Consider the following 13,501-nt stretch of genomic DNA (forward strand, 5'->3'; position numbering starts at 1 on the left):
CTTCGGCGTTCCCGTTTAGCTGCCATCCGAACGACCGGCGTCTGGCAGGTATTTCAACTGCTGTCCCCGCAAATAGAGGCTGGTCAGCCAGTGCAGGTCGTTTTTACGAAGGTTTTCCGCAAATTGCTGAAACTCACCGTCCGGCGAAACCGGTATAACGGTGGACGGAATGGCTATGCGAGACAGGCGGTACAGTTCTTCCATTTCGGAATCGTGGAACAAGGCCAGCTTTGCTTTCTGTCCGTGCGCCAGTAAAATCCCTCGAAACGGCTCGTCCTCGCCCAAGTCGATATGAAAAATCAGGCTGACCAATGCAGGGCCGCTTAACTGTTTGTCAATCACCTCCAGTTGATTTCCCTTCAAGTGAAAAAATAACGGTTTTTGCACCGTTCTACCCTGAATTTGGCAGGAATTGCCCAGCAGCTCCAATTCATATTCCGTAATGCTGCAAAAGCGGTTTCCGTAGAGGAAGTATCCACCCTGGGGTGTCAGCAGAAACGCCTTTTTGCCGTTCCGGTCCGGATCACGCTCGTATTGCTCCAGTGCGGTTAAAATCGGGTTTTTAATATCTTTCGGCACGGTATTCACCTCCTTTTCCGCATTTTATCCCAGAGATACCCATATGGGAATATAGGTTACTTCAAAAATAAAAATATTATTTTTGAAGCAACTTCGGTAGCTTCTGGAGGGAAAATATGCTATCCTAAATATGACATTCCATGATTTTGAGGTGAACGCCATGCTGTCTCTTGATAGAAACGACCCGCTGGACCGTATGATTTTACAGGAATTGAACGGACAACCTGTACTTTTTGATACCTGGCTTGACGCAATGGACGAACTGGCCGATGAACCGGATTGTGACCAGATTTTGCGAGAAAAGGGGCTTGACCAGGAGGATGTGCTGCGGAGAGCAGAAGCTTATAAAGCGGACTTCCGCCGCCGCCTGTCGGACAGGGGCCTTCCGGTCTACGACCGCTTTGAGTTGTGTCGCCTGCTCAGTGAACAGGCACAATCGGTGCCGTCTGAGGAACTGCTGCATATTTATTGCGGGATACTCTGTGACCCCGGTTTTTTACTGGATCACGAACCGGAACTTACTGACGATGAAGATCAAGCAGACTATGAGGAACAAATTATTTGGCAGTATTTTGGTTTTTTGGAGGAGCAAAGCAAGCTGATGCAGGCACTGACACAGCGCAGGAAATTAGCCAGGAACTTTGAGCAAATCGTAAAAGGAAAACGCAGTCCCAAGCCTGTGGACTGCGATACCGAACGGAGGTATGAAATTTTACAGTGCTTTGCGGAACTGTTTGATATGCCCCGAAATGGAGGGGAACGTATCCTGCTGGATAATTTGTCCCACTATATGCAAATTGCCGCAGCATCCCCTGTACTTAAATCGGTAGAACCGCTTTTCCTGTTCCGTCTGCTCACCCGCCGCCAGAGTTATATGTGTTCTCAGCCAGGCTTTGAGGCCAAATTGCCGCCGCTTTGGAAACGGAACAACAATAGGGTCGACGAAAACAACGGCCGAAACTTCAAACAATACCGGCTCAATCTACAACTGTTTGATCATCTTTGCTATATTTACCGCAAAGACGAATCAGTCGATTTTCCTCTCTGCTGGTATGGCCTTGACCAAATCACTGTGCTGGGCAATTTCTATCGGCAGGAGATACAGACCTTAGAGTATAATCCGGATGACATTCCCTTTCCTCTCACTGTGGAAGAAATGGTAGAGGACTCTCTGTTCTCCTGTTTTGAAAACGGCTATGGCGATAATGTGCTGTTTGTGGACAGCGACTTAACCTATAGGGAATTGGAACGCTTTCAATGCTCTTCCAATCCGTTAATCAGTCACGCTCTGGAAAAGCTCTCGGACTATATGAACTGCCATGCGGCTGAATTGACAGAACGGTTTTTACAAGCCGATTCACCGCAGGTCAAATTACTGTGCCAGGATATTCTGGAGCAAGCCGGAATTGAAGGAATATACCAGCCGAAATCAGAACATGACCTCGCTCTGTTTTTAGCATCCATCAATGGAGGCTTGATGGAATTGCAGGACTATCTTGCGGGACAGCATTTGATTCAGGCAGGACATGCGTTGTCTTCTACGGTTTAGGGAATGCCAGAACGGCTTGGATCATATCTGACAACTTGTTCAGCTGCTCCGCAGAGAGATCACGCACCAACAGCTGGAGCCGCTGCATGGCAGCCTCCCGGGTCTGATCTGTTGCGCCGGTGTTCTCTGCGAACAGCTCTTCAAAGGTAATGCCCAACGTCCTGACCAGCTTATCCAAGGTCGTGATCGTGGGGCTTTTCAATCCCCGTTCCAAATGCCCCAGAAACGCCGGGTTGATACCTGCTTGCAGCGCAAGCTGTTCCTGGCTCAGCCCTCGCAGATGCCGGAAATACCGCACTCGTGCCCCAACGTCCATCCGCTCCATACCCTCACCGCCTTTTGTATGTAGCATACCCGGTCTTTTGGTATTCTACAAACGCTTAAAAGTATTTATATTTAATACTGAAAAGAATTAAATGATTATAGGTCCCGCGATCAACATAGGATGGATATCTGAGTCCATCCTATGTTGATCGCGGGACCGTCCAAGGGGGTAACAGGTTGGAGTTTGATATTGGTCTGTCGAACGGAAGTCAAAAACGGTGACCACATCGAAAATGAATGTCCACCCAGCGAGAAATAGGAAGGACATTCCTTTCCGCTGCGCTCATCCCTTTTTGACCTCCGATTCTCCAGAAAATTCTCCAGGGGGGAGTTCCCTCCTTTATATTTTAGAGAAAATTACCCCCCTCGAAAATACTCCACTAATTGTCAGGCACACTCCGGTTGGACTAACACATAAGTACAGTTTCTGCCGCGTCCATGGCGCTCTATGTGATATTCCTGAAGTAGAAGTATAAACCGCTTATCTTTCGTCAAGTCCTTCCATGTGTCCAGGCTAGCACCCAGATGTTCCCGGATTTCCGTGCTTCGGACAGGCTGGCCATCCCATTTCTGGAAAAACAGCTCCAGCCGAGCCAGGAGCGTGGGACCACCCTCATACTGCCGGGTCCTGCTTTTGCACAGTTCAGCGTGTCCAGGCAAGTCATTGTGATAGGTAAGTATGACATTACCCGGAAGCCGCTGGGATAACAGCTCCAGCACATCCAGCGGCGGACAAAAAAGATAAATACTGATTGTCCCATCAAACCCTGGATTGCGCAGCGCACAACGGAAAATTTCCTGCTCCAGCCGGGCGGCTAAATGGTGAGCGATGTAGGTCTGCACAGCCGGGATGGAATACAATACGCTCAAATCTTTTGAAACTAACCGTTCTGGCGGCAGCTTCTCCAACACATCGTAGAGACAATCCGAGCCGTAGGCGGCGGCAGTATGAATCAGATAGTCCCGAGGATTCAGTCTCGGAAAGCCCAGCATAATCACGGTCTCCGCATTGTGGAACAGGTTACTCCCATTGGTACCCCCCAAATGGGGAAGCACAGACCTTCTTTTGCTCTCCATCAGAAGCACACGCTTAAAGTCGTCCAATGACATCTGCCCCTGCAATGTGTCCTTCATCGTCTCCGCTTGCTTCTGATAGGTGCAAAGGAACACATCGCCTTTTGTTCCGGAAATGAGGTCTGCGGCAAGTTGACTGAGCATCGGAATCTTCCAGGGGGCATTCATGGCGCTCTTGGAGACAGATAGATTACGGTGAGTATAAATATTGAGATTTATGTTGCAAGCTTTCCGCTTTGGCATCTGTTTCAACCATTGCACATGATCCAGCATAGCGTAGTCTTGGTCCACTTCGGCCGTCGCGTCAAAAATGAGTGACTGGCACTGTCCATATTGCACAACCGGAGGCTGGATGCTGGCAATGGCAAAGCCGTTAACCTTGGAAAACAGACAGGGCTTTCCAGCGTAAAGCTCATCCATCACCGCGAAAGCAATCCGCAGGTTTTTGGTCGCAAATTTTTTGTTTCGCTCTAATACAGAGTCGCGGAACGCTTCATACTTGATTCGTTCCATGGACTCCACATCCTTCATATCGCAGTAGCCAACCTGGATATCTTCCATCCTATAGTTCATTTCCAGGCGCAGCTTACTGCGAAGGTGTTGATAGGGTCGGTTAATCTGGTAGTCCAACTGTTGCTGGTAGTATCGGACTTGCTGATCCGAGACTCCCTTTTTCTCGATCAGCCGGGTCAGTTCCTTGGATGCCTCGTCTATGACATTTTTATCCAATACCTGAGTCGGAGCCATCTGGAATTTCTCGTCGAAGATCAAATAGCGCCTTGGATAGGGGCGACCGTCTTTCCCGATCCGGTATAACACAGAGCTCAAATATCCAGAGTCCCGGAGCATTAAAAATCGCTCTTGCGTCAGGCCAACTATCGGTGCTGTCAAAGCCTGTTCACGAAATTTCAGAATTCTACATCGATTGGAAAAGGAACAGGTAGATGGATTGCAATCCTCGAAGGACTTAACATCCTGATTCATGCAAAAGCCCATCCGTTTCCCGGATTCGGTCAGCGCTTGCAACGCCACCATATTGGGTCGGTCTTCCTCGGTCCCTTCATTCAATACCTCCGCTAGCCGGTTCAGGTCCTCCACTTTCTGGAGTACAACTGTAATCCCAATCAAATTATCTGATAAATCTGGCTCATCGCAGAATAATTCTACCATCGCCTGATTGAACGCTTCAATCCAAGTTGATTTCCCTGAACCGGCCGGAGCGGGAATAATGATTGCCTCCTTTGTTGAGTGCTGGCCTAGAATTTTTCGGGTGCAGTACTCCCAGTAGTCCAGGTCCAGCTCTGCGCCCCGTTCCCTGCACAGGCGGCTCATATGTTTCATGATCCGCTTGGTAATTTTTTGAATCAGATAGTCGCTAAGGGCTTGGAACCCACGATTAGGGTTAGGGAGAGTTGGACAGAGCCTTTCGGGAACTGTGGGAACTGTGTTCTCTCTAACCCCTTCAACAGGGGGACTCTGAAGTGCTCTTAACACATAACCGCCGGAGGCCTCCCAATTTTTTGCCGGGATATTTGCATCTTTTACTTCCGCCAATTTATTCTGATTTTTATCCATATTTCTCCATTATCTATCTATATTTTGTTCTACATTCTTCTGTGCTGTCCGGCAACCCTCCCGGCAGCACGCGTTGCCGGAAGGGTTGCTGTTTTGCTCAGATATTTGCCGGGTTTTCCAGCAACTGGGCTGGGATCGCAACCACGTAAGTGCTGTCCCGTGTCCCGTTTGCCATCAGATCATACCGGTACCGGTATCCGGAAGACGGAGCTTTGATTAACCCTTCCCCAGCCAGGATTTTCTGCAAATCCTGTGTCCACCTGTCCCGTTGAAAAAAAGAACAGTCGAGACCTTTTTCTTTCCGTGCAGTGCGCTTGTACTCCACGGCCCAAGTATCTTCTGGGAAGATCAAGAATCGCTCTCCGCCGATAACACGCCACGCCGCCATAGGCTTGTCCGCCTTGACAAAACGCCGGTCCTCCGGGACAACGGCGCTGCCTCGCTCACTGATCAGGTTCCTCATCAATTCCAGAAAGACATCAGATTCTTCCACATGTCGGAGTTTCACGTTCTGTCCCGGCTCAGGGTCAAATACCTCTTTTGCACCTTGGCGGTACGGCTCCAGTTCTTCATTGGACATCAGTTTTGCTTTCTGCAGTTCCACCAGGAAACTCAGTAATACCTGATACCGGATGGCATCCCGCAGTAGCTTGGGGTCTAATGTCGCTTGAATGTACCGGCTGTCTGGTTTCCCGAAAGACAGCCTTGCCTTTTGAACAACCTGCCTGGCCCAAATATCCTCATCTTCCAGGGCTCCATCCCACCACCAGTGCAGCAGCACGGCAATCCTCGAAGTTTCCTCCCTGAGCTGAGCGGCAATTTGGGGATCATAGCCTGAGATGTTTGCCGTGTCGGCGCGAGCTCTGTCCGGGCGCAGTTGAGAAAAATAACCGATGCGTCCTCAATATACGGGGTCAGTTCGTTGATCTGTGGAGACGATGCGCCAATCACCAGAGCAGACGTGTCGGTATAGGGCATAGGAAGCGTCAACTTGGTTTCTTTGTACTTGACTTTTAGCCTGGTGTGATCCTGAATGTGCAGCGGCAGATATTGCTCCGTCCGATAGTCCAGCACCGCACCCCGCTGGACGCTCCAGTTCTTTCCTTTCCATTCTCGAATCGTGGTCACTGCCCGTACTATGCCGCACAGCAGCGATTCGACCTCCGGATTGCTGGAGGATGTCGCGCTCATTGCGTGGAAGGACGGCTCCGCCGTCCGCAAAGCCATAGCGTGCTGTCCGCACAGGATATCAGTTATGAGTCGGTATCCTGTTCTTTGGGGATCAAACAGCTCCAAAACTGCCAGGAAGGTCTGTGCAGCCTGCCGAAAATCATCCTCGGTACTTATCCTCTTGTGCCCATCTATCCTGATTTTTCTCCTGGTATTAGGCAGTTGGGGGCCGCACTCCACACAGCAGATGCGGTACACATCGTTCTTCAGCCACTTTTTGAAATGTTTTTCCCGGGCCTCCAGGGTCATGTCCGAGAAATTAGGGATATATTTCTCTAATTTTTTTTCGGTCAACAGGGCAACAGATTCATTCTCCACTACAAAAAACTGCTGCTTATTCGTTACGATCTCAATCACCTGAGTTTTCAAAATGATCCTCCTTTGCTTATTGAGCAGGCAAGGGGGAGCCCTGCCTGCCTATGCCTTCACTCCGTGACCGGGCGGCACTCGGTGACGCTTACCTTGTAGCCCCGCCCCGTGCCGCTCCCCCCGGCACGAACCAGAAACCGGATCGGCAGCTCCGCCACTTCGACGATGAAGTAATCCGGGTAGACGGTGATCCGCTGGATCACTTCATCCAGGACAGCATCACCACCCGCCAGTTCCCGCTCCAGCAGGACTCGAATTTCCGCTAATCGTTCCGTATTGTGGCTCAGACGCTTTTTCTCTTTCTCGACTTCCTCAAGCTGTGTCCGCAGCCGTTCGATCTCTTCGTCACAACGTGTTAACATTCGCTGCATGTCATTTTTGCTCAGGCTACCGTCCAAAAAAGCCTCCAATGCCCGGTCCCGCCGGTCCGACTGTTTTTGAATCGCCTGTTGAATCCGCTGAGTCCCGCCGCTGTCCTCTTGCCGCGCCTGCCTAAGCTGTTCCAGCTCCTGCAAGAGGCCGCCAATGATGGCCTCTCCGTCCAATGCCAGCTCCCGGAGGACACGCTGAGCGCAGGCTAGAATAACCGGCCCGTGAACCGCCCTCATCTGACAGCCGACGGTGGTATCAAAATGTCCCCGGCAGACGAACCGCTGGTAATCCGTACCGTTGGCCCGGCGTGTGCGCTTCACCGTGAAGCTGCGCCCGCACGCACCGCAGCGGACCTTTCCTGAAAACCAGTACCGGGCTGAAAACCGGCCCTTGTCCTCCACCATACTGGCCCGTTCCGACAAAGCTGACTGAACGGCCTCAAACTGCTCCCGGCTGACGATGGGCTCATGGTGGTCCCGCAGAAGCACCTGTTCTTCTGTTCCGTCGTTGAGTATCTTGCGGTGGCTGAGATAGTCGGTCGTCCGGTATTTTTTCTGCAGCAAATCCCCACAATACTTTTCATTCCTGAGGAGTTTCACTATCATTGTGGAGGACCAGGCCCCGTTGGGCCTGAGGGGCGGACGGATACCCGCTTCGGTCAGCTCCCGGGCAATGGTATGAGACCCCTTGCGTTCCACCAGAAACTTATGATATACTAAGCGTACCACCTCCGCCTGTTCCGGCTCGACGGTCAGCTGGCCGTTGGCCAGGGTGTAGCCATACAAGGATTGATTTCCAAATACTACCCCCCGCTTCATTGCCTGGAGCTGCCCCCATCGTGTCCGCTCGGATATTTTCCGGGACTCCTCCTGAGCCACACTGGCCATGATAGTCAGTCGGAACTCGCCGTCGTTGTCCCTTGTGTCGATGTTGTCATTAAGGAATAGGACGCCCACTCCCTTTTCTTTCAGTTTCCGGGTCACCTGGAGGGTATCCACAGTGTTCCGGGCAAACCGGGAGACTTCTTTGGTGATAATCAGGTCGATCTCACCGTCCAGAGCGCGGCTGATCATTTCCGCGAACTGGGGCCGGCGTTTGATCGAGGTGCCGGACAAGCCCTCGTCCGCGAAAACGCGGACAAGGGACCAGCCCGGATGCTCCGTGATGTACTTCTGGAAAAACTGCCGCTGGGCGGACAGAGAGTTCAGCTGATCCTCTTTGTCCGTAGACACCCGGCAGTAGGCCGCCACCCGCAGCGGGCCGTTAAGTGGCAAGGGCTTCATACTCTTCCTTGGTGATAAGCCCCGCCTTCAGCAGACTGCGCAGCAGCGCGATACGAAAGACAGAGTTCAAGGAATTCCCTCCTTTCTGTTTTTTGGGCCCAGGAGCATCGTAACAAATTTTGGCGTTTTTAGCGCAGGGGCTGCAATTTCCACTGATATCTTTTGTATTTCTGAAAATAATGCGTAAATTTCAAACTTTTGGTGGTGATTATATGGATGGTTATTATAAATTGATTCGTCGGGTTTATTCTGAAAAGCGTATTCAGCCCACGGAATATCTTCCGTGGGCCGAATATCTTTCTCGGTATAATGTTTCCTTTACCATAGGGAACTCCATATATTCCAAAACCGAAGGTGTTCATGCTTTGCTCTGTGCTGTCGAAGCGGGTGGGTGTGATTCCGAACTACTGGATTGGGCCAGGATATTCCTGACAGATCGCGGCCTCCTGTTTCCTCAAACAAGGGAACGGTTCTATGATTCTCCGAATCGATCCATGAAACGGCACATGTTAGCTTGCGGTGCCGGTCAAAAGGTCACAGAGTATTGCCCCTCTCTTGCATACGAACAGGAGAGCGCCATCCTGAATCAAATCGAAGCCTTCCATCAAAGTACTTTGTCCGAGTGGAAAACCGCATTACCGGCCTTGAAACAGTACTTGTATCTGGATATGACAAGGTTTCAGCACCGCTTTGCAGAACGATCCGTTACAGGGGGGAAACTGATCCCTTATGTGGACAGACTGAACAGTGCGTTCCAAAAGTATCTTATCCAAATGGAGGCGTTTATTTCTCCAAACGTCAACACGGAGGATATTGCGTACTATTTTATATGCAAGTCCTTCATGAAAAGTAAACAGCCGGTTTATCTGAACCGACCCGATATTATCTTTCAAATGTTCCGTTCCCCAGTTCACCGGTTTCTGTATCAGGGTAACTGGGGCGTTGCTAACGCAATCCAGGATGGATGTGTCCGCCGTCCGCTTCCGATTACTGTCCAGTCCCTTAACGCAGATCAAGAACTGTTTCAGCAAATCACTTCGATCTGCGCCGAAGCCTGTGCGAGGTGTGGGCTCGACTTTTCCAAAGAATCTTGGGATGCCCTGTGGAGGTGTATCGAAGCCTGCGTTCAGTGTTTCCCTTATCAGATCGCGGACTTATTTTCTGTTCAATATATGTTCCGTCAATTACTAAAATTCCGACGATCAGGATACCCTGTCTTCGATCAATGGCTGGAGCAGAAACTGTCCGCCAAATCAAACCCGATCTATATCGCCCATTGGAGCGCCCTTGTCAGAAAGCTGTATGTTATGTCAAAGCAACAAGGAGATGCCACCGATTTATGGCTGGACAGTATCCATAAATACCGTAAGCTGTTGGAATCTCCTGAAACAGACGATTCCGAGATTTTTCCTGTCATTGAGCCGTTGGCCGCGAGAGTACCCCGCAATCAAATCTCAACCACACCGGAACAAGCTGAACTGGAACGTATCATTGCAGAACTGAATCAACAGGCGGATGAAGTCAACAGAATACCGCCGTTGAAAGGGCGGTCGCGAAAAGGACCCTTGGCAACGATGCAGACAGCCCGAATGAGAACATACTACAAGACAACAGACGCGGCCCGTGCAATTGACGCTGTCCACGCTGAGTGGCTCCTTCTTCAATGCGTCTGTAGTCAGGCCCAGCGCGAGCTGATGGAGGCCATCTATCTGCTGCTTACCAAAACAAACGGAGGCCCGGCGTGAGCACATGGCTCAGCCGGGCCTCCGGTCTGGTTTCTCATCAATATGAGTCAATTTCAGGATATCGCTCCACAATTTTGCGCTCCAATCCCTGGAACACAGGAATATATGAATCAATGATAACTCGGGCCAGCCTCTTGGCGGCATTTCCGTCGTACACATGGCTCATGCTGTTACGGTCATTAAGCATGGCGATCCATATATCCTCGTCAATAAAATCGTAGACTTGAAAAGCGGTTTTTAATATCTCCCGAGGTGAACCAGATTTAGCCTCAATCCTGCCCTCATACTGAAGTAATTCCTTCAGTACTTTCCAGCCTAGTTCAAACTGGATCATAAATTTGTCAATGATTCCGCCCGTGACAAATTCGTTTTCCAGGTCCTGCTGGTCCGCTTGGGACAGGACCACCAGATTGGCCCGGTAGTGATCAAACTTTTTCATAGAGAACCCGTCCCTCCTTTTGGACTGACGCCAGCAGATCGGAAGAAATATCCTGCCCCATGTCCACCACATCATATTTCAGCAGGGTAGACGTCTCCTCATCGATATCCACCGCAAACCGCGCGATTCTGCCACCCCAGACCGCCAGATCAATGTCGCTAGCCCGGTGATAATCCCCTCTTGCGCGGGAACCGAACAGAATCACCTTATCCAACTGATGCCGTTCCGCGAACCGACAGATTTCTGCCTGCACCTGATCTTTGATTCCAGTATTGGACAGCATACCCTTCACCTCGTTCCTTAAACGCTATCTTCAGTTTACTCAAATTCTCGCAGCTTGTCAATCAAACTTTTACCTGTGTCCCACCGCTAACGCCGTGGGGACGGCGTTGGCCACAGCCAGCTCCTCCCGGGCAAAGTAGTCGTAGATAACCAGCCCCCGTTCCTTGGCCATGGCGTAAACCGACTGATCTACCCGTCCGCCGCAGAGAAACTGGTGGGGAACCAGCTGATCCAGTATGGGGGCAAGGGGATGCTCCAAAAGGGACAAAGGCGCGTTGAGCAGTCCGTTTCCGGCGGAGATAGTGAGGGGGAGTACCACACAGTCCGCCTTGTCCACCCGGCGCAGGGTGGTTTCTACAGTGAGGTCGGGAACCGGTTCCTGGGGCTCCCCCAGAGCGTAGGTATGGACGGTGTGGCCATCCTCAGCCAGCAGCTGAGCCAGCTTGGCCTGCCGCAGGTCGCCGCCCACCACCCAGATGTTCAATTCGTGTTTCATAGGACAATACCTCCAGAACCGCCCGGAGAGGGGCGGTGGGTTTCTACCCCATTGTATGGAAAAGAGGAGGAGATGGTGCAATGGAAAAGGCCGGGGCTTTCGCCTCCGGCCTTTTGGGAATAGTGTGGAATTTGTCAAGGGATTTTGTCTGTGAAGAAGGGTCCTATTGCGCATTTTATAGCAATCATCAGAATTGGTGTGATCTGTAGGGGCGGCTTTTGGCCGCCCGCCTGATACAGGAAACGCCATCTTTTTTTGCGGGCGGCCGCAGGCCGCCCCTACATTAAAATCTGTAAAAGGGACACTCCCTACTCGCCTGCCCGGTCGTACCGGCTGTAAAAATCCTTGACCAAATCGATGAAGGTCCGGGCGGCGGGGGACAGAAAGCCGTTTTTCTTGTAGACCACCGCCAACGGACAAGTCAATGGCGGCTCGCCCACTGTGAAGCAGGCCAGCCGGTCCAGATAGGGAGTGCGGGAGACGCCGCTCTCCTGCAAAAAGGCAAACCCCATTTTCTCTGCGGCCAGGTTGATGGCGGTGGTGGTGTTGGTGGTCACCAGAATATTATGGGGCTCCACGCTGTGGACAGAAAAGGTGTTGTACAGCAGCTTGGACAGCCGCCAGTCCGGGGGAAGCATCACCACCCGCTCGTGCTCCAGAAGGCGCAGATCAGGGAAGGGCTTGGGATTGTCATAGGTGCTGTCCAGCTCCTGGAGGAGGGGGTGGTCCCGGTGTCCCACCAGGAAGATGTGCTCCTGCATCACCGGCTCGTAGGTCAGCTCGGCTAGATCGTTTGGGGGCTGCATCACGCAGAAGTCGATCACATTGGCCGCTGCCAGCTCACCCAGCTCAGGGACGGGAGCCTCGTGGAGCACCACCTGAACATCCGGGTACTGCTCCTCAAACAGGGGCAGGATATCGGGCAGAAGGGTGGACCCCCGCCAGGGGGACACCCCGATGTGGAGCAGAGGCCGCTTCTTGTTCTGCAAATCCCGCAGGTCGCTGACCAGCTGCCGGTCCAGAAAGCTCTGCCGCTCCAGATAGGCGTGAAACAGCTCCCCCGCCGGAGTCAGCCGCAGCGGGGAGTGAGAGCGGTCCAGAAGGACCACCCCCAGGCCGGCCTCCAGCTTGGCCAGATACTGACTCAGATAGGGTTGGGACAGGTACAGCCGCTCCGCCGCCTTGGAGATACTCCGCTCCTTGACAATGGTAAGGAAGTAATCCGGATTTTTGACGAACATAGCCGCCTCAGCCCGGAGGCCAGGTCATGTCCCGGCCGGACAGCACGTGGAAATGGAGATGGGGGACGCTCTGCCCCGCCTGGTCCCCGATGTTGGACACCACCCGGTAGCTGTCCAGCCCCAGCTTTTTGCATTGCTGGGCGATAACGATGAAGATGTGGGCCACTACAGCGGCGTTCTCCCCGTTGACCTCAGCCACAGAGCCGATGTGAGCCTTTGGGATTACCAGAAAGTGGGTGGGTGCCTGAGGGTCGATGTCGTAGAAGGCCAGGCACTGGTCATCCTCATAGACCTTGTTGGACGGGATCTCCCCGGCGATAATTTTGCAAAATAAACAGTCGGACATTGAGAAAACCTCCTTTGTTCTTTGGTAAGACCATTATACCTGAACTTTCTTAGATCGCAAGGATTTATTTTTCTTTGTTACGGCCTTTGTCAAATAAATAACTACGGTCATTTTTTGGACATATAAAAACGTCCGCACAGCGCAAGGCCATACGGACGTGTCGGGGCGACAGGATATTACAATTTTCACAGTTGTGGTCAGGGATTCCCGTCAGAGGGGGCGGGCTTTTTTTGACAACAGACTGCGAGAAAAGGACATGGCATTACCTCCCGGATACTGTCATGTCCTTAAAATGGGCGGGTTTACCGTGACCCATGGCTTTGTGAAGTTTATCACGCTGTCTGGCGCCGGCTGTACCTTGGGCGCAATCATCTTCATGGCTTTCTTCGCCAAGTCCACCCGGCTGAAAAGCCTGGGACGGCTGGGTTTCCTGCCCGGCTGCTTCAATATCAATGAGCCTGTCCTGTTTGGTACGCCTTTTGTACTCAACCCCTTGCTGACTGTTCCCTTTATCCTGATCCCGGTGGTCAACACCACGCTGGCCTAGGTCACACCGCTGCCCCTGATGCTTCAACGCATCAAGTTGCATCGTTATCA

15 protein-coding genes are annotated in these 13,501 nt (G+C 51.9%); 3 read left to right on the plus strand and 12 right to left on the minus strand.

Features of this window, described 5'->3' with window-relative positions:
* Positions 1-15: 15 nt before the first annotated feature.
* On the minus strand, positions 16-579 hold the full coding sequence (locus NFS22_RS08985; protein WP_251317393.1) for a hypothetical protein: 564 nt from the start codon (positions 577-579) through the stop codon (positions 16-18).
* Between the two features lie 160 nt (positions 580-739).
* Between NFS22_RS08985 and NFS22_RS08990 the strand changes: the two genes are divergently transcribed.
* Entirely contained in the window at positions 740-2,128 is a 1,389-nt protein-coding gene (locus tag NFS22_RS08990) for a hypothetical protein (protein ID WP_251317394.1), read from the plus strand.
* On the opposite strand, the gene NFS22_RS08995 is transcribed toward NFS22_RS08990, so the two are convergent.
* The 6 genes from NFS22_RS08995 to NFS22_RS23835 all read right to left on the minus strand — a co-directional run bounded on the left by NFS22_RS08995 (position 2,118) and on the right by NFS22_RS23835 (position 8,425).
* Positions 2,118-2,453 (minus strand): helix-turn-helix domain-containing protein, encoded by a 336-nt coding sequence (locus NFS22_RS08995; protein WP_251317395.1) that lies wholly within the window; start codon positions 2,451-2,453, stop codon positions 2,118-2,120. The genes NFS22_RS08990 and NFS22_RS08995 overlap by 11 nt on opposite strands.
* 386 nt (positions 2,454-2,839) lie before the next feature.
* Entirely contained in the window at positions 2,840-5,101 is a 2,262-nt protein-coding gene (locus tag NFS22_RS09000; RefSeq protein WP_251317396.1) for a hypothetical protein, read from the minus strand.
* Between the two features lie 97 nt (positions 5,102-5,198).
* Positions 5,199-5,705: a hypothetical protein gene (locus NFS22_RS09005; RefSeq protein WP_251317397.1), complete on the minus strand. Its 507-nt coding sequence runs from the start codon at positions 5,703-5,705 to the stop codon at positions 5,199-5,201.
* 53 nt (positions 5,706-5,758) lie between these two features.
* Positions 5,759-6,688, minus strand: a complete 930-nt coding sequence (locus NFS22_RS09010; protein WP_251317399.1) for a hypothetical protein — start codon at positions 6,686-6,688, stop codon at positions 5,759-5,761.
* Between the two features lie 68 nt (positions 6,689-6,756).
* Complete coding sequence (locus NFS22_RS09015) at positions 6,757-8,346, minus strand: recombinase family protein (RefSeq protein WP_251317400.1); 1,590 nt, start codon at positions 8,344-8,346, stop codon at positions 6,757-6,759.
* On the minus strand, positions 8,336-8,425 hold the full coding sequence (locus NFS22_RS23835) for an SHOCT domain-containing protein (protein WP_338147955.1): 90 nt from the start codon (positions 8,423-8,425) through the stop codon (positions 8,336-8,338). The genes NFS22_RS09015 and NFS22_RS23835 overlap by 11 nt, the downstream gene beginning before the upstream one ends.
* A gap of 49 nt (positions 8,426-8,474) precedes the next feature.
* Here NFS22_RS23835 and NFS22_RS09020 point away from each other — a divergent pair, with 49 nt between their 5' ends.
* Entirely contained in the window at positions 8,475-10,100 is a 1,626-nt protein-coding gene (locus NFS22_RS09020; protein ID WP_251317401.1) for a four-helix bundle copper-binding protein, read from the plus strand.
* 37 nt (positions 10,101-10,137) lie between these two features.
* On the opposite strand, the gene NFS22_RS09025 is transcribed toward NFS22_RS09020, so the two are convergent.
* The 5 genes from NFS22_RS09025 to NFS22_RS09045 all read right to left on the minus strand — a co-directional run bounded on the left by NFS22_RS09025 (position 10,138) and on the right by NFS22_RS09045 (position 12,904).
* Positions 10,138-10,539, minus strand: coding sequence for an HI0074 family nucleotidyltransferase substrate-binding subunit (locus tag NFS22_RS09025; protein ID WP_251317402.1), 402 nt, complete (start codon positions 10,537-10,539; stop codon positions 10,138-10,140).
* Entirely contained in the window at positions 10,526-10,822 is a 297-nt protein-coding gene (locus NFS22_RS09030; protein WP_251317403.1) for a nucleotidyltransferase family protein, read from the minus strand. The genes NFS22_RS09025 and NFS22_RS09030 overlap by 14 nt, the downstream gene beginning before the upstream one ends.
* A 69-nt stretch (positions 10,823-10,891) precedes the next feature.
* Complete coding sequence (locus NFS22_RS09035) at positions 10,892-11,317, minus strand: dipicolinate synthase subunit A N-terminal domain-containing protein (RefSeq protein ID WP_251317404.1); 426 nt, start codon at positions 11,315-11,317, stop codon at positions 10,892-10,894.
* Between the two features lie 308 nt (positions 11,318-11,625).
* Positions 11,626-12,558: a LysR family transcriptional regulator gene (locus tag NFS22_RS09040; protein WP_251317406.1), complete on the minus strand. Its 933-nt coding sequence runs from the start codon at positions 12,556-12,558 to the stop codon at positions 11,626-11,628.
* A gap of 7 nt (positions 12,559-12,565) precedes the next feature.
* Positions 12,566-12,904 carry a histidine triad nucleotide-binding protein gene (locus NFS22_RS09045; protein ID WP_251317407.1) on the minus strand — a complete coding sequence of 113 codons (339 nt, stop codon included), beginning with the start codon at positions 12,902-12,904 and terminating at the stop codon, positions 12,566-12,568.
* A gap of 256 nt (positions 12,905-13,160) precedes the next feature.
* Between NFS22_RS09045 and NFS22_RS09050 the strand changes: the two genes are divergently transcribed.
* Positions 13,161-13,451 (plus strand): PTS transporter subunit EIIC, encoded by a 291-nt coding sequence (locus NFS22_RS09050; protein WP_251317408.1) that lies wholly within the window; start codon positions 13,161-13,163, stop codon positions 13,449-13,451.
* Positions 13,452-13,501 lie beyond the last annotated feature (50 nt).

This window comes from Flintibacter muris, from assembly GCF_943192995.1.
Classification (GTDB): Bacteria; Bacillota; Clostridia; order Oscillospirales; family Oscillospiraceae; genus Lawsonibacter; species Lawsonibacter muris.